This is a genomic window from Variovorax paradoxus B4 (assembly GCF_000463015.1).
Classification (GTDB): Bacteria; Pseudomonadota; Gammaproteobacteria; order Burkholderiales; family Burkholderiaceae_C; genus Variovorax; species Variovorax paradoxus_E.
In genome coordinates, this window is record NC_022247.1 from 406,317 (window position 1) to 421,489 (window position 15,173).

Genomic DNA, 15,173 nt, shown 5'->3' on the forward strand with positions numbered 1-15,173 from the left:
GACAAATTCGGTCTACAACAAAAATTCTTCAAGGCTTCCGATCGAGAAGCCGTGCTGAACTTGAAAAGGCGCCGCTGGTCGGCGCCTTTTTTTTGCCCGCCGCAGCCCGCCCATCGAGGCATTTTCCTCTGGCCGAAGAGGACTCTTGCGCCTGTCCCGCTTCTGGTTGAAGCTCCTTTTTTGATAGCAATCCGGGTGCGACAATCCCGCCATGGAAATGCTGGTGGTCACGGGTGCCTCGCTGCTCGCGGGCTTTGTCGATTCGATCGTGGGCGGAGGAGGGCTGATCCTCGTGCCGGCGCTCTTTGCCGTCTTTCCGGGCGCGCCGCCGGCCACGTTGCTGGGCACCAACAAAAGCGCGTCTATTTGGGGCACGGCGGCTGCCGCGGCCCAGTTCAGCCAGCGGGTCCAGATGCGCTGGGGCGCCCTGTGGCCGGCCGCGCTGCTCGGCTTCATGGGCTCGATGCTGGGCGCCTGGGGCGTGACCGTGTTCCCGGGCGACTTTTTGCGCCGCGCACTGCCCGTCGTGCTGCTGGGCGTGCTGCTCTACACGCTGGCGCGCAAGGATCTGGGCCGCAACCATGTCCCGCGCTTCAGCGGCCGGGCCGAAACGCTGGCGGCCTGCGCCATCGGGCTCTCGATCGGGTTCTACGACGGCTTCTTCGGCCCCGGCGCGGGCAGCTTCCTGGTCTTCCTGTTCGTGCGCTGGATGGGCTACGACTTCCTGAACGCGTCGGCCTCGGCCAAGATCATCAACACGCTCACCAATGCCGCGGCCCTGCTGCTGCTCGCGCTCAAGGGGCACGTCTGGTGGCACTATGGGCTGGTGATGGCGGTGGCCAACGTGGCCGGCAGCCTGCTGGGCACGCGTGTTGCGCTGAAGCACGGGGCCGGTTTCGTGCGGGTGGTGTTCATCGTCGTGGTGAGCGCGCTGATCCTGAAGACCGCCTATGACGCATTCCTGAAATAGCGAAACCCGAAAGTCCTCCTGCATGCGGCCACCTGAGCCTGTCGAACCTCCCGCCCCCGTCAGCTTCTGGCAGGCCTTCGCCTACTGGCTCAAGCTCGGCTTCATCAGCTTCGGCGGCCCGGCCGGGCAGATCGCGCTGATGCACCAGGAACTGGTCGAGCGCCGGCGCTGGATCTCGGAGAAGCGCTTCCTGCACGCGCTGAACTACTGCATGCTGCTGCCCGGCCCCGAAGCGCAGCAGCTGGCCACCTACATCGGCTGGCTCATGCACCGCACCTGGGGCGGCATTGCGGCAGGCGTGCTCTTCGTGCTGCCGTCGCTCTTCATCCTGATTGGCCTGTCGTGGGCCTACATGGCCTACGGCCAGGTGCCGGCCGTGGCGGGCCTGCTCTACGGCGTGAAGCCTGCGGTGACGGCCATCGTGCTGTTCGCCGCCTGGCGCATCGGCTCGCGGGTGCTCAAGAACGCATGGCTCTGGGCCATTGCCGTGGCGGCCTTCGTGGCGATCTTCGCGCTGCGCCTGCCGTTCCCGCTGATCGTGCTGTCCGCCGGGGCCATCGGCTACTTCGGCAGCCGGTTCGCGCCGGCGTATTTCGCGCCGGGCGGCGGCCACGGCGCCGCCGCGGCATCGGCCGGGCCGGCGCTGATCGACGACGACACCCCGACGCCGGCGCACGCCCGCTTCGGCTGGGGCCGTTTCGCGCGCGTGCTGGCGGTGTTTCTCCTGCTATGGCTTGGCGCCCTCGGCACGCTGGCCGCTCTGTATGGATGGAACGGCGCGCTCGCGCAGATGGGCTGGTTCTTCACCAAGGCGGCGCTGTTGACCTTCGGCGGCGCCTATGCGGTGCTGCCTTATGTGTTCCAGGGCGCGGTCGACCACTACCACTGGCTCAGCGCCACGCAGATGATCGACGGGCTGGCGCTCGGAGAAACCACGCCCGGGCCGTTGATCATGGTGGTTTCGTTCGTGGGCTTCGTCGGCGGCTGGGGCCAGGCGCTGTTCGGTCCGCAGGCGCTGTTCGCGGCGGGTGCAGCGGCGGCGGCGGTGGTGACCTTCTTCACCTTCCTGCCGTCGTTCCTGTTCATCCTGCTGGGCGGACCCTTCATCGAGTCGACCCACGGCAACCTGAAATTCACCGCGCCGCTCACCGCCATCACCGCGGCCGTGGTCGGCGTGATCGTCAACCTGGCGGTCTTCTTCGCTTACCACGTGCTCTGGCCCGCAGGCTTGTCCGGCCGCTTCGAGATCCCCTCCGCCCTCATCGGCGCCATCGCGGCCATCGCGCTCTTCCGCTTCAAGGCCGGCGTGATCCCGGTGGTGCTCGGCTCCGCGCTGGCCGGCATGGCTTGGCAACTGCTTGTGCGTTAGCCTGGAACGCGAGACGGGAGCGGGACATTCCAGGAACACCGCGGAACCGGCTTTGCCGGGCCGCTGGTGTTGCCCCCGGTAGGGGGTTGGCGAAGCGACACGAAGTGCGCGAAGACTGGGGGCGAGCCAAGTGCCACCGCGGAACCGGCTTTGCCGGGCCGCTGGTGTTGCCCCCTTGAGGGGGAGTCGAGCGACACGAAGTGAGCGAGGGACGGGGGTGGGTCATTCCTCGACGAAGGCTTCTTCGCGCTTGGCCTTGATCGACGGCAGCAGCACGATGCCCAGCAGCAGCGCCGCGGCCACCAGCAGGCCCGCCGACAGCGGCCGCGTGACGAACACGCTCCAGGCGCCGCGCGACAGCAGCAGCGCGCGCCGCAGGTTTTCTTCCATCATCGGCCCGAGGATGAAGCCCAGCAGCAGCGGCGCAGGCTCGGTCCTGAGCTTCAGGAACAGGTAGCCGATGAAGCCGAAGATCGCGACCATCCACACGTCGAAGGTGTTGTTGTTCGTGGAGTACACGCCGATCGCGCAGAACAGCACGATCGCCGGGAACAGGAACTTGTAGGGCACCGTCAGCAGCTTGATCCACATGCCGATCAGCGGCAGGTTCAGCACGATCAGCATCGCGTTGCCGATCCACATCGAGGCGATCAGGCCCCAGAACAGTTCGGGGTTGCTGGTCATCACCTGCGGGCCGGGCTGGATGTTGTGGATGGTCATCGCGCCCACCATCAGCGCCATCACCGCGTTGGGCGGAATGCCCAGCGTCAGCAGCGGGATGAAGGAGGTCTGTGCGCCGGCGTTGTTGGCCGACTCGGGCGATGCCACGCCGCGGATGTTGCCCTTGCCGAACGGCACTTCGCCGGGGCGCATCTTGATCTTCTTCTCCAGTGCGTAGGCCGCGAAGGCCGCCAGCAGCGCGCCGCCGCCGGGCAGGATGCCGAGCGCCGAACCCAGCGCCGTGCCGCGCAGCACCGCGGGTGTCATGCGCTTGAAGTCATCCTTGGTGGGCCACAGGCCCTTGACCTTGTGCGTGAACACCTCGCGCTCGTCGTCGGGCTGCGAGAGGTTGCCGATGATTTCGCCGTAGCCGAACACGCCCATGGCAATCACCACGAAGCCGATGCCGTCGGTGAGTTCGGGAATGTCGAAGCTGAAGCGCGCCACGCCCGAATTGACGTCGGTGCCCACGATGCCGAGCAAGAGGCCCAGCACGATCATGGCCACCGCCTTGAGCAGCGAGCCCGAAGCCAGCACCACCGCGCCGATCAGGCCCAGGGTCATCAGCGAGAAGTACTCGGCCGGGCCGAACTTGAAGGCCAGCTCGGTCAGCGGCGGTGCGAAGGCGGCCAGGATCAGCGTGCCCACGCAGCCGGCAAAGAACGAACCCAGCCCCGCGGCAGCGAGCGCGGGGCCTGCGCGGCCCTGCCTTGCCATCTGGTAGCCGTCGATGCAGGTGACCACCGAGGACGATTCGCCCGGCAGGTTCACCAGGATCGCGGTGGTCGAGCCGCCGTACTGCGCGCCGTAATAGATGCCGGCCAGCATGATCAGCGCCGACACGGGCGGCAGCGCGTAGGTGGCGGGCAGCAGCATCGCGATGGTCGCGACCGGGCCGATGCCCGGCAGCACGCCGATCAGCGTGCCCAGGATGCAGCCGACCAGGCAGTACAGCAGGTTGGTGAAAGTGAAGGCGACGCCGAAGCCGGTCGCGAGGTTGTGGAACAGTTCCATGGCGGTGTGCTCCTCAACCCGAAATGAAGGTAGGCCAGACCTGGATCTGGAGCTTGAGCGCCCAGATGAAGGCCACGTAGCTGCCGGCCGCCAGGATGGTGGACAGCACCAGCACGTCGCGCAGCTTGAAATGCTGGCCGGCCATGCTCGAGATGATGGTGAGCGCGTAGATCGCGACGATCATCCCCATGGCGGGCAGGCCGATGCTCGGCAGGCCGCCAAGCAGCACGCCGAACGCCAGGTTGGCGCCGAGCACGAAGGCCAGCGGCTTCCAGGCCCATTTGCCGATCTTGTCGCCGCCGGCGGTTTCGACCACCATCGCCTGGAACATGATGAACGCTCCCAGGATGGCCAGCAGGATGCCCAGCATGAGCGGGAAGTAGCCGGGGCCCATGCGGGCACCGTCGCCGATGTTGTAGGTGGTGGCGCCTATGGCGAAAGCACCGCCCACGGCTGTGAACATGACTCCTGAAAAGAAGTCAGCCTGACTCTTGATACGCATTGTCTCGACCCTCTTGATTGGACAGGTGAGGGTCGTCGCCCACGGCTGACCGTTGGCTGACCGGCCCGGTAAGGACAAATGCGTACAAGGGTTCTCCCGCGAGCCTTGCGCAAGCGGGCGAAGGGAGAAGGCGGAAACGAAAAAAGCTCCCGAAGGAGCTTTTTTACTTGAGAGCGAGGTCTCGGGGGGAGGGCTTAGTAGCCGCCGCGACCACCGCCGCCGCCGCCGTAGCCACCGCCACCACCGCTGCGGCCACCGCCGCCACCACCGTAGCCGCCGCCACCACCACCACCGCCGTAGCCGCCACCACCAGCGCCGCCGCCGTAGCCGCCGCCACCACCGGTACGGGGGGGACGAGCTTCCATCGGACGTGCTTCGTTCACGGTCAGGGCGCGGCCCTGGAGCGAATGGCCGTTCATGGCTTCAACGGCTGCCAGCGCTTCAGCGTCGGTGCCCATTTCCACGAAACCAAAGCCCTTGGAGCGACCGGTGTCGCGTTCCATCATGACCTTGGCGCTGACGATCGAGCCGAACTCGCCGAAAGCCTGTTCCAGGTCGTTGTCACGCACGGAGTAGGCGAGGTTGCCTACGTAGAGTTTCTTGCCCATTGAGGGACTCCTAATTCAAACCAACAAGACAAAGCGATGGAGTCCCAGAATCACAACAAACAAATGCGCTGTGGCGCGAAACTGACCGATCACCGAATTACGTGCACGGGAGCAAGCTCACAGACACGTAGGCCGGATTATCAATCCGATCCGGGAAAAGCGTGTCGAAATCCGTGCTTATTACGAAACATCACGCCCTGACGGGCGGTTTCGCAACGGTTGCAGCAGGCCGGAGAGCCCGTTGTGGTCTATTTCATGCATCAAATGGAGCAGCCGGCCAATTTCGCCCGCGGGAAAACCCTCGCGTGCGAACCAATTCAGATAATTTCCGGGCAAATCGGCAATCAGCGTGCCCTTGTGCTTGCCGAAGGGCATTTCGAGCGTGACGAGGCGCTGCAGGTCTTCGGGTTTCATTGAAATTCAGCCTCCTGCGCGCTTGACGGTGTGGCCTTGCTTCGAGAGCGCGGCGATCACCGGCCCTCGGTGGTCGCCCTGGATCTCGATGATGCCGTCCTTCACCGTGCCGCCCGAGCCGCAGGCCGTCTTGAGCTGCTTGCCCAGGGCCGCGAGCGCCGCCGCATCGAGCGCCAGGCCCTTGACCACGGTCACGCCCTTGCCTTTGCGGCCCTTGGTCTCGTGGGATACACGCACAATGCCGTCGGTGGCCGGAATGCGCGCGCTGGTTTCCTTGCAGCGGCACTGCGCCATGGGCGCGCGGCAATCGGGGCACATGCGGCCGCCCGCCTCGGTGGAGTACACCAGGGCGCTGACCTGATTGCATTTCATCGTTGCCATTCGATCGATCTCTTCTTCACTTCTTCCCTGTCTCCCGGTTCATCCCTCTGTCTGCTCACATGCCATTCGACTCACTGGGCCTGGCCCCCGCGCTCGTGCAGGCCGCCGCCGAAAGCGGCTATGCCGCGCCGACCGCCATCCAGGCTGCGGCCATTCCCGCCATTCTGCAAGGCCGCGACGTGCGGGGCTCGGCGCAGACCGGTTCCGGCAAGACGGCCGCATTTTCCCTCCCGCTGCTGCAGCGGCTGGCCGCAGAACCCGCACAGGCGCCGCGGCGCGTGCGCGCGCTGGTGCTCGTGCCCACGCGCGAACTCGCGGCCCAGGTCGGCGAGACCATGCGCAGCCTGGCGCAGCACCTGCCCGAGCGGCTCAAGATCGCGATCGCCTTCGGCGGCGTGTCGATCAACCCGCAGATGATGAGCCTGCGCGGCGGCGCCGACATCGTGGTGGCCACGCCGGGCCGCCTGCTCGACCTGGTGGACCACAACGCGCTGAAGCTCGGCGCCGTGTCCATGCTCGTGCTCGACGAGGCCGACCGCCTGTTCGACCTCGGCTTTGCCGAGGAGCTGGGCCGCATCCTCGCGCTGCTGCCGGCGCAGCGCCAGAACCTGCTGTTCTCGGCCACCTTCCCGCCCGCCATCCAGGCGCTGGCCGACGGCACGCTGCGCGACCCCGCAGTCATCGACGTGCAGGGCGAGCCCGGCACCGAGCCCGCCATCGTGCAGCGCGTGATCGAGGTCGACGCGAACCGCCGCACCCAGCTGCTGCGCCATCTGCTGAAGGAAAACGATTGGGACCGCGTGCTGGTCTTCGTCGCCACGCAGCATGCGGCGCAGACCGTGGCCGAGAAGCTCTACAAGAACGGCGTCTATGCGGTGCCCTTCCACGGCGACATCGCACAGGGCACGCGCACCGGCATCCTCGCGCAGTTCAAGGAGAGCCGCTGGGACGTGGTGATTGCGACCGACCTCGCCGCGCGGGGCATCGACATTGCGCAGCTGCCCGTGGTGATCAACTACGACCTGCCGCGCTCACCCACCGACTACATCCACCGCATCGGCCGCACGGGCCGCGCGGGCGAAAGCGGGCTGGCGATCAGCTTCGTGAGCGCGGCCACCGAGGCGCACTTTCGCCTGATCGAGAAGCGCCAGGGCCTCCACCTGCCGCGCGAGCGCATCGAAGGCTTCGAGCCGACGGAGGCGCCTGTGCCAATGGTCGATGCCTCGGGCACCGGCGGCATCAAGGGCAAGCGGCCGAGCAAGAAGGACAAGCTGCGCGCGGCGGCCGCGCTCGCTGCCGCGCAACACGATGCGGGCGAAAAGAACGACTGACCGGCGCCATTCAGCCCGGCGCGCAGTTCATCGGATGCGCGCTACGCGGGCTTGTGCAGGAAGCTCGCGAGCAGGTCCACCGGCAGCGGGAAGATGATGGTGGTGTTCTTGTCCGCGCCGATCACCGTCAGCGTTTCCAGGTAGCGCAGCTGGATCGCCTGCGGCTCCTGCGCCAGCACGCGCGCGGCCTGGAACAGCTTCTCGGAGGCCTGCAGCTCGCCTTCGGCATGGATCACCTTGGCACGCCGCTCACGCTCCGCCTCGGCCTGCCGCGCGATGGCGCGGATCATCGATTCGGTGAGATCGATCTGCTTGATCTCCACGTTGGAGACCTTGATGCCCCACGAAGCCGTCTGCACGTCGAGCGACTCGCGCACATCCAGGTTGAGCTTTTCCCGCTCGGCGAGCATGTCGTCCAGTTGATGCTTGCCCAGCACCGAGCGCAGCGTGGTCTGCGCCAGCTGACTGGTCGCGTTGAAGAAATCCTTGACTTCGATGATGGCCTTTTCCGCATCGACGATGCGAAAGTAGACCACCGCGCTGACCTTCACCGACACGTTGTCGCGCGAGATCACGTCCTGGGTCGGAACCTCGAGCACCACGGTGCGCAGATCGACCCGCACGACCTGCTGGATGGCGGGAATCACGATCACCAGCCCGGGCCCCGCGACCCTGGAGAAGCGACCCAGGGTGAACACGATGCCGCGCTCGTATTCGCGAAAGATCCAGATTGCTGAAAAAAGCAGCACCCCCAGCAAGACAAGCAAGACGGTGCCGATGCCGAAAGTGAACATGGTGGTCTCCCGCGACCCAGCGACAGCGCTGGGCTGTTGGACCTTCGGTGCGCGCGGGCGTTCCGCGCCGGGGCCGAATAACGCGCGCAGCGCCGGGGTTACCAGCCCATCTGCCGGGCCGCCAGCTCCTTCATGATCTCCTCGGCGCCGCCGCCGATCATCATCACCTTCACCTCGCGGTAGATGCGCTCGCTCACCGTCCCGCGCATGAAGCCCATGCCGCCCAGGATCTGCACCGCCTGGTCGGCGCAGAACTGCATGGTCTGCGTGGCGTGGTTCTTGAGCATGCAGACCTGAGCGACCCATTCGGGTGCGTTGAAACGGCCGGCCGCCTCGTGTGCATCGCCTTCTGCGGACACGGCCTCGAGCCACGCCTCGGTGGAGGCGATGCGCATCTGCATGTCCACCAGCTTGTGGCGCACCGCCTGGTGTTCGATGAGTGCGGCGCCGAAGGTCTTGCGCTCGCGCGACCATGCCAGTGCCTCGTCGAGGCAGGCCTGCGCGAAGCCGAGCGCGCCCGCAGCCAGGCCGATGCGTTCGCCGTTGAAATTGCCCATGACCATGCGGAAACCCGCGCCTTCTTCGCCGAGCAGGTAGCGCGCGGGCACGCGCACGTTGTCGAAGTGAAGCTGTGCGGTGTCGGAGCACCACCAGCCCATCTTGGCGAGCCGCGTGCGCGTGAGGCCGGCCGCATCGCCCGGTACCAGCAGCATCGAGATGCCTCCGGCACCGCGCTCCTCGCCCGTGCGCACCGCCACCGTGATCCAGTCGGCGCGCATGCCCGAGGTGATGAAGGTCTTTTCGCCGTTCACCACGTAGTGCTCGCCGTCGCGCCTTGCCGTGGTGCGCAGTGCCGCCACGTCGGAGCCGCCGCCGGGCTCGGTGATGGCAAGCGCGGCGATCTTCTCGCCGCGCAGCACGGGCGGCACGACTTCGCTGCGCACCGCGTCGCTCGCATGCAGCACCACCGGTGGCAGGCCGATGTTGTGCGAGAACAGGCTCGCGAGCACGCCGCCGCTCCTGCCATGGCGCGCGAGCGCGATCCATGCCGGGAGCTTGAGCGCATGCGAGGCCGGCGTGCCGCCCAATGCCTCGGGGTAGCCGAGGCCGAGCAGGCCCAACTCTGCCGCGCGCGTATAGAGCGCGCGGGGAAATTCGCCCAGGTCATCCCAGGCCTGCACATGCGGCGCGATCTCGCTTTCGGCAAAGCGCCGCACCGTGTCGGCGAGCGCCGCGCGGTCGGCTCGAAGTTCGGCGTCCATGCGCTTCAGCCGCGCGGCGGCCGCTTGGCGATGCCCATGGTCTTGGCGAGGATGCCCAGCATCACTTCGTCGGCGCCGCCGCCGATGGAGCCGAGCCGCCCGTCGCGGTACAGCCGCGAGACGCGGTTCTCGAGCGTGAAGCCCATGCCGCCCCAGAACTGCAGGCAGGTGTCGGCGACTTGCCGCGTGAGGCGGCCGGTCTTGAGCTTGGCCATCGAGGCCAGTTCGAGCACGTCCTGGCCCTGCACGTGCAGCTCGCAGGCGCGGTAGGCGAGGGCGCGCAGCGCTTCCACCTCGGTCTTCAGTTCGGCCAGCTTGAACTGCACCCACTGCTGGTCGGCCAGCGTGGCGCCGAACATCTGGCGCTGCTGCGCCCATTCGATGGTCTGCGCGATGCAGTCCTCCATCGGTTCGAGAGAGCTCGCGGCGGCCCACAGGCGCTCTTCCTGGAACTGCTGCATCTGGTAGACGAAGCCCTGGCCTTCCTCGCCGATGCGGTAGCGCTGCGGCACGCGCACGTTGTCGAAATAGATCAGGCCGGTATCACTCGAGTGCATGCCGATCTTGCGGATCTTCTTCGCCTTCTCGATGCCGGGGCTGTCCATCGGCACCATCACGAGCGACTTGTTGCGGTGCACCGGTCCATCGCCGGTGTTGACCAGCATGCACATCCAGTCGGCCTGCAGGCTGTTGGTGATCCACATCTTCTGGCCGCTGATGAGGTAGTCGCCGCCGTCTTTGCGCGCATGGCTCTTGAGGCCCGCCACGTCGCTGCCCGCGCCGGGCTCGCTCACGCCGATGCAGCCGACCGTGTCGCCTGCGATGGCGGGCGCCAGGAACTCGCGGCGCAGCTCGTCGCTGCCGAAACGCGCGAGCGCGGGCGTGCACATGTCGGTCTGCACGCCGATGGCCATGGGCACGCCGCCGCAGCTCACGTGGCCCAGCGCTTCGGCCATGGCCATGGCATACGAATAGTCGAGCCCGGCGCCGCCGAAGGCCTCGGGCTTGTTGAGGCCCAGCATGCCCAGGCTGCCGAGCTTCCTGAAGACCTCGTGCGCGGGAAAGATCTCGGCCTCTTCCCATTCGTCCACGTGCGGATTGATTTCGTCGTCGATGAAGCGGCGCAGCGTCTTCTGGATCTCGAGGTGCTCGTGGGTGTACTGCATGCGGTTGTCTCCAATCAATCGTTCGGTTCGCCGCCGTCCTGGAACACGCGCGGCGTCCGCGCCAGGTGAAAGCCGTCGAAAGGCCGCACGGCGGTGCGCTGCCGCACCTGTGCATCGGGCAGTGCCATCGGCCAGCCCATGCGCACCTGCGGCCGCGCGCCGTCCACGCGCAGCACGCTGCCGCTGATGAAGCTCGCCGCCGGGCTCAGCAGGAAGGCGATGGCGGCGGAGGTCTCTGCCTCGTTGCCGAAGCGGCCCGCGGGCACGGTGTCGCGCATAGCGCGCAGCATGTCGCCGGCCTCGGTCGGGTAGTGGTCCATGCCGCTCGACGCGATGTAGCCCGGTGCCACGGCGTTCACGCGCACGCCGCTTGCGGCCCATTCGAGGGCGGCGGTCTCGGTGAAGCTCACCATGCCCGCGCGCGCGGCACCGCTGTGGCCCATGTGGGGCATCGAGCCCCACATGTCGGCCACGATGTTGACGATGGCGCCGCCCCTGGCCTGCATGCTCTGCACGAAGCATTCGCGCGCGACCAGGAAGCCGCCTGTGAGATTGGTGTGGATCACCGCCTCCCAGCCCTTGGCCGAGATGGCGGCGAGCGGCGTGATGTACTGGCCGCCCGCGTTGTTGACGAGACCGTCGATGCGGCCGTGCGTTGCAACGATGTCGGCGATGGCAGCGCGCACGGCTTCTTCCTGCCGGATGTCGAAGGCCTGGATGCTGGCCTTGCCACCGGCGCCCGCGATCTCGGCCTGCACCTGCTGCAGCTTTTCGGCCTTGCGGCCGACCAGCACCACCTGCGCGCCCAGCGATGCGAGTTCGTGTGCCGTGCAGCGGCCGATGCCCGAGCCGCCGCCTGTGACGACGATCACCTGCCCGGCGAACAGGCCGGGCGAGAACACGGAGCGATAACGGGAAGAGGCATTCATGCGTCAGGCTTCCGGAAAGACTTCAAAGGCGCAGTGTGCGCCGTCATGCGTCGGCAATCTCGGCCACCACATGGCGCGCGGCCACCTGCGCGCCCACCGTCACATGCAACGCGGCGACACGGCCGGCGCGCGGTGCACAGTGCACATGTTCCATCTTCATCGCCTCGAGCGTGGCGATCGGCTGGCCGGCGGCGACGGCGTCGCCTTCCGCCACGAGCAGCGCGACGACGCGGCCGTTCATCGAGGCGCGCAGCAGGCCGTCGCCACCCGCGGCGCCGGTGCGCGGCACCGCGACATGCGTGAGGTCCTGGAATTCGAAGGCCTGGCCGCGGAAATGGATCCACTGGCGAACGGCGGATTCGCGCACCGCCATGGCCTGCTCCGAGACGCCATCGCACGAGAAGCACAAGGCGCCATCGCCGGCCAGCGAAAGAAGTTCGATCCGGGCCGGTGCCGCTGCATCGAGGGCGACATCGAAACGGCCCGCACCCTGCGGCGTCACGCGCGCCGCATGCACCATGCCGTCGAGCGAAAAGCGCAAGGCGTTGGGCAGCGTATGCGCGAGCGGCGAGGGCCATCCGCGTTCGCCCAGCTGCAGCAGCAGCGCCGCCAGCCATGCGGCGCGGCGCTCCATGGCGGGATCGGGCGCAAGCAATGCCTCGGCGTGTTCGGCAATGAACGCCGTCGTGGCCGAACCGCCGGCAAACGCCGGATGCGACAGCGCGCGCTGAAGGAAGCGCTGGTTGGTCGCAAGGCCCAATGCCACCGTGTCCTGCAGCCCCGCGATCAGCCGGCGTCTCGCTTCTTCGCGCGTGCGGCCGTGGGCCACCAGCTTGGCGATCATCGAATCGTAGAAGGGCGGCACCGCGGCGCCGTCTCGCAGCGCGTGTTCGATGCGCAGGGCGGCCGAGGGGCGCCACGCGGCCAGCGTGCCGCTTTGCGGCACGAAGCCCTGCTGCGGAACTTCTGCACACAGCCGCACTTCGATGGCATGGCCGCTCATGCGCACGTCCTGCTGTGCAAGAGGCAGCGGCTCGCCCGCCGCAATGCGCAGCTGCAGCTCGACCAGGTCGAGTCCCGTCACGGCTTCGGTCACCGGATGCTCCACCTGCAGCCGGGTGTTCATTTCCATGAACCAGTACTCTCCCTTCGCATCGAGCAGGAATTCGAGCGTGCCCGCGCCTTCGTAGCCGATGGCCTCGGCCGCCGCCACCGCCGTCGCGCCCATGCGCTCGCGCAATGCCCCGGAGACGGCGGGGGAGGGCGTTTCCTCGATCAGCTTCTGATGCCGGCGCTGCACCGAGCAGTCGCGCTCGCCAAGGTGGATGGCGTTGCCGTGCCGGTCGGCGAACACCTGGATCTCGATGTGGCGCGGCGCGGCGATGGCGCGCTCCAGGATCACCGTCGCGTCGCCGAAGGCATGGAGCGCCTCGGACTGCGCGCTCTGCAGCAGTTCGGCAAAGGCATCGGCCGAAGGCGCGAGCCGCATGCCGCGCCCGCCGCCGCCGGCGGTCGCCTTGATCATCACGGGCCAGCCGATGCGCGCGGCTTCGGCAGCGAGCGTGGCCGCGCTCTGGTCTTCACCCTGGTAGCCGGGAATGCAGGGCACGCCGGCCGCCTGCATCAGCCGCTTCGCGCCCGCCTTGTCGCCCATGGCGCGAATGGCTTCAGGCGAAGGGCCGATGAAGACCAGCCTCGCATCGCGGCAGGCCTGCGCGAACTCGGCGTTCTCTGCCAGGAAGCCGTAGCCCGGATGGACCGCTTCGGCGCCGCTCGAACGCGCGGCTTCGACGATGGCGACGATGTTCAGATAGCTTTGCGCAGGCAGCGGCTCGCCGATCCACACGGCCTGGTCGGCCTGCCGCACATGCTCCGCATCGGCGTCGGCGCTCGAATACACGGCCACCGTGCGATAGCCCAAGGCGCGCGCGGTGCGCATCACGCGCACCGCGATCTCGCCGCGGTTGGCGACGAGGATCTTGTGGAAACATCGGGAAGCCTCCGCGCTTCGCGCTGCGGCGCGAGCTTGCTTGGGGCGGCCCGGCGCTGCGCTCATGGCCGCGCCACCGAGAACTGCATCGCCTGCGGCACACGCGCATCGGCATCGCGGCACACCGAAAGCACTTCGGCCAGCACCGCGCGCGTGTCGCGCGGGTCGATCACGCCGTCGTCGAGCAGCATCGCACTGGTGGTGAACACGCTCGTCTGCCGCTCGAAGCGCTCGAGGATCTGCTGGCGCATGGCGTCGATCTTCGCGTGGTCGACCGCATCCTTGCCCCCGTTCTTTCGCGCCATGCCGGCCTCCATCACGATGGCCATGGTCTGCGCCGCCTGCTCGCCGCCCATCACCGCGGTGCGCGCGTTGGGCCACGAGAAGCAGAAGCGCGGCGCGAAGCCGCGGCCGCACATGCCGTAGTTGCCCGCACCATAGGAGGCGCCGCAATGCAGCGTGACCTGCGGCACCGTGGCGCTGGTCACGGCCTGGATCATCTTGGCGCCGTGCTTGATGATGCCGGCCTCCTCGTGCGCGCGGCCCACCATGTAGCCGGTGATGTTCTGCAGATACACGATGGGCGTGCGCGACTGGCAGCAGGCCTGGATGAAGTGCGTGGCCTTGGTGGCGCCGTCGGAGTCGATGGGCCCGTTGTTGGTGACGATGCCCACCGCATGGCCTTCGAGCCGCATCTGCCCGCACACCGTGGCGCTGCCGTAGTGCGCGCTGAATTCGAGGAACTCGGAGCCGTCGGCAATGCGCGCGATCACCTCGCGCATGTCCACCGGCCGCCGGCCGTCGCTCGGCATGATGCCGAGCAGTTCCTCGGCCGCGTAGAGCGGCGGCGCGAACCGGCGCGGCGCCTCGTCGCGCGCCCAGTCGATGCCGCCGAGGATCGAGCGCGCGATGCGGATGGCGTCGCGGTCGCCCTCGGCCAGGTAGTCGCCGAGGCCTGAAATGTGGGTGTGCATCACGGCACCGCCCAGTTCCTCTTCGGTGGCGATTTCGCCGGTGGCCGCCTTGAGCAGCGGCGGGCCGGCCAGGAAGGCGCGGGTGCGGTCGCGCACCATCACGATGTAGTCTGAAAGGCCAGTCTGGTAGGCGCCGCCCGCGGTCGATGAGCCGTGCGTCACCGTCACCACGGGCAGGCCGGCGGCGGAAAGCCGTGCCAGGTTGCGGAAGATGCCGCCGCCGCGCACGAAGTCCTGCACCCGGTATTGCATGAGATTGGCGCCCGCGCTTTCCACCAGCTGGACGTAGGGCAGCTTGTTCTCGAGCGCGATTTCCTGCACGCGCAGCTGCTTGTCCAGCCCCATGGGCTGCAGCGCGCCGGCGTCGATGCCCGAGTCGGAGGCGCTGACCATGCAGCGCACACCCGAGACCCGGCCGATGCCCGCGATCACGCCGCCGCCGGGCACGCTCCGGCCGAGGTCTTCGTTGTCGTGTCCCAGCCCTGCGAGCGAGGCCAGCGGCAGAAAGGGGGCGCCGGTGTCCAGCAGCAGCGCGAGCCGTTCGCGCGGCAGCAATTGGCCGCGCCGGGCAAAGCGCTCGGCCGAGGCGTTCGAAGCCGCCGCCGCGCGGGCCTCGTGCGCGCGCACCTGCCCGAGCAAGGCCAGCATGCCGGCGCGATGGGCCTGGAAGGATTCGCTGGCCGCGTTCAGCCGGGATTCGATGACGGGCATGGAGGAGTCAATGCAGATCGCTTTCGCTCTGCATTGAC

The 15,173-nt window shown here is 67.8% G+C and carries 14 protein-coding genes; 3 read left to right on the forward strand and 11 right to left on the reverse strand.

Going from position 1 to position 15,173, the window contains the following annotated elements; translation table 11 throughout:
* Positions 1-211: 211 nt before the first annotated feature.
* Complete coding sequence (locus VAPA_RS01890; RefSeq protein WP_021005074.1) at positions 212-970, forward strand: TSUP family transporter; 759 nt, start codon at positions 212-214, stop codon at positions 968-970.
* Positions 971-992: 22 nt separating this feature from the next.
* Positions 993-2,339 (forward strand): chromate efflux transporter, encoded by a 1,347-nt coding sequence (gene chrA / locus VAPA_RS01895; RefSeq protein WP_021005075.1) that lies wholly within the window; start codon positions 993-995, stop codon positions 2,337-2,339.
* Between the two features lie 222 nt (positions 2,340-2,561).
* Here chrA and VAPA_RS01900 read toward each other — a convergent pair whose 3' ends face one another.
* The 5 genes from VAPA_RS01900 to VAPA_RS01920 all read right to left on the reverse strand — a co-directional run bounded on the left by VAPA_RS01900 (position 2,562) and on the right by VAPA_RS01920 (position 5,978).
* Positions 2,562-4,073 carry a tripartite tricarboxylate transporter permease gene (locus VAPA_RS01900; protein WP_021005076.1) on the reverse strand — a complete coding sequence of 504 codons (1,512 nt, stop codon included), beginning with the start codon at positions 4,071-4,073 and terminating at the stop codon, positions 2,562-2,564.
* A gap of 13 nt (positions 4,074-4,086) precedes the next feature.
* Positions 4,087-4,575: a tripartite tricarboxylate transporter TctB family protein gene (locus tag VAPA_RS01905; RefSeq protein WP_021005077.1), complete on the reverse strand. Its 489-nt coding sequence runs from the start codon at positions 4,573-4,575 to the stop codon at positions 4,087-4,089.
* A 194-nt stretch (positions 4,576-4,769) separates the two neighbouring features.
* Complete coding sequence (locus VAPA_RS01910) at positions 4,770-5,183, reverse strand: RNA recognition motif domain-containing protein (protein ID WP_021005078.1); 414 nt, start codon at positions 5,181-5,183, stop codon at positions 4,770-4,772.
* A 180-nt stretch (positions 5,184-5,363) separates the two neighbouring features.
* Complete coding sequence (locus tag VAPA_RS01915) at positions 5,364-5,597, reverse strand: DUF3820 family protein (protein ID WP_021005079.1); 234 nt, start codon at positions 5,595-5,597, stop codon at positions 5,364-5,366.
* A 6-nt stretch (positions 5,598-5,603) separates the two neighbouring features.
* Positions 5,604-5,978: a translation initiation factor Sui1 gene (locus VAPA_RS01920; protein WP_021005080.1), complete on the reverse strand. Its 375-nt coding sequence runs from the start codon at positions 5,976-5,978 to the stop codon at positions 5,604-5,606.
* A gap of 59 nt (positions 5,979-6,037) precedes the next feature.
* Here VAPA_RS01920 and VAPA_RS01925 point away from each other — a divergent pair, with 59 nt between their 5' ends.
* Positions 6,038-7,309, forward strand: a complete 1,272-nt coding sequence (locus VAPA_RS01925; RefSeq protein ID WP_021005081.1) for a DEAD/DEAH box helicase — start codon at positions 6,038-6,040, stop codon at positions 7,307-7,309.
* A 41-nt stretch (positions 7,310-7,350) separates the two neighbouring features.
* Here the strand turns inward: VAPA_RS01925 and VAPA_RS01930 are convergent, their stop codons facing one another.
* From VAPA_RS01930 to VAPA_RS01955, 6 genes are all read right to left on the reverse strand, one after another.
* On the reverse strand, positions 7,351-8,103 hold the full coding sequence (locus VAPA_RS01930; protein ID WP_021005082.1) for a slipin family protein: 753 nt from the start codon (positions 8,101-8,103) through the stop codon (positions 7,351-7,353).
* A 98-nt stretch (positions 8,104-8,201) separates the two neighbouring features.
* Complete coding sequence (locus VAPA_RS01935; RefSeq protein ID WP_021005083.1) at positions 8,202-9,365, reverse strand: acyl-CoA dehydrogenase family protein; 1,164 nt, start codon at positions 9,363-9,365, stop codon at positions 8,202-8,204.
* Positions 9,366-9,370: 5 nt separating this feature from the next.
* The gene (locus VAPA_RS01940; RefSeq protein ID WP_021005084.1) at positions 9,371-10,531 is read right to left on the reverse strand and encodes an acyl-CoA dehydrogenase family protein; all 1,161 of its coding nucleotides are present in this window, start codon (positions 10,529-10,531) and stop codon (positions 9,371-9,373) included.
* 14 nt (positions 10,532-10,545) lie between these two features.
* Positions 10,546-11,460: an SDR family oxidoreductase gene (locus tag VAPA_RS01945; RefSeq protein WP_021005085.1), complete on the reverse strand. Its 915-nt coding sequence runs from the start codon at positions 11,458-11,460 to the stop codon at positions 10,546-10,548.
* Between the two features lie 43 nt (positions 11,461-11,503).
* Positions 11,504-13,516, reverse strand: coding sequence for an acetyl/propionyl/methylcrotonyl-CoA carboxylase subunit alpha (locus VAPA_RS01950; RefSeq protein WP_021005086.1), 2,013 nt, complete (start codon positions 13,514-13,516; stop codon positions 11,504-11,506).
* Positions 13,513-15,135 carry an acyl-CoA carboxylase subunit beta gene (locus VAPA_RS01955; protein ID WP_021005087.1) on the reverse strand — a complete coding sequence of 541 codons (1,623 nt, stop codon included), beginning with the start codon at positions 15,133-15,135 and terminating at the stop codon, positions 13,513-13,515. Before VAPA_RS01955 ends, VAPA_RS01950 begins: the two co-directional genes overlap by 4 nt.
* Between the last annotated feature and the right edge of the window lie 38 nt (positions 15,136-15,173).

Coding starts and splice junctions, on each gene's coding strand:
- VAPA_RS01910 (WP_021005078.1), bottom strand. CDS start 5,183: ATGGGCAAGAAACTCTACGTAGGCAACCTCGCCTACTCCGTGCGTGAC.
- VAPA_RS01890 (WP_021005074.1), top strand. CDS start 212: ATGGAAATGCTGGTGGTCACGGGTGCCTCGCTGCTCGCGGGCTTTGTC.
- VAPA_RS01915 (WP_021005079.1), bottom strand. CDS start 5,597: ATGAAACCCGAAGACCTGCAGCGCCTCGTCACGCTCGAAATGCCCTTC.
- VAPA_RS01900 (WP_021005076.1), bottom strand. CDS start 4,073: ATGGAACTGTTCCACAACCTCGCGACCGGCTTCGGCGTCGCCTTCACT.
- VAPA_RS01920 (WP_021005080.1), bottom strand. CDS start 5,978: ATGGCAACGATGAAATGCAATCAGGTCAGCGCCCTGGTGTACTCCACC.
- VAPA_RS01955 (WP_021005087.1), bottom strand. CDS start 15,135: ATGCCCGTCATCGAATCCCGGCTGAACGCGGCCAGCGAATCCTTCCAG.
- VAPA_RS01935 (WP_021005083.1), bottom strand. CDS start 9,365: ATGGACGCCGAACTTCGAGCCGACCGCGCGGCGCTCGCCGACACGGTG.
- chrA (WP_021005075.1), top strand. CDS start 993: ATGCGGCCACCTGAGCCTGTCGAACCTCCCGCCCCCGTCAGCTTCTGG.
- VAPA_RS01905 (WP_021005077.1), bottom strand. CDS start 4,575: ATGCGTATCAAGAGTCAGGCTGACTTCTTTTCAGGAGTCATGTTCACA.
- VAPA_RS01925 (WP_021005081.1), top strand. CDS start 6,038: ATGCCATTCGACTCACTGGGCCTGGCCCCCGCGCTCGTGCAGGCCGCC.
- VAPA_RS01945 (WP_021005085.1), bottom strand. CDS start 11,460: ATGAATGCCTCTTCCCGTTATCGCTCCGTGTTCTCGCCCGGCCTGTTC.
- VAPA_RS01940 (WP_021005084.1), bottom strand. CDS start 10,531: ATGCAGTACACCCACGAGCACCTCGAGATCCAGAAGACGCTGCGCCGC.
- VAPA_RS01930 (WP_021005082.1), bottom strand. CDS start 8,103: ATGTTCACTTTCGGCATCGGCACCGTCTTGCTTGTCTTGCTGGGGGTG.
- VAPA_RS01950 (WP_021005086.1), bottom strand. CDS start 13,516: ATGAGCGCAGCGCCGGGCCGCCCCAAGCAAGCTCGCGCCGCAGCGCGA.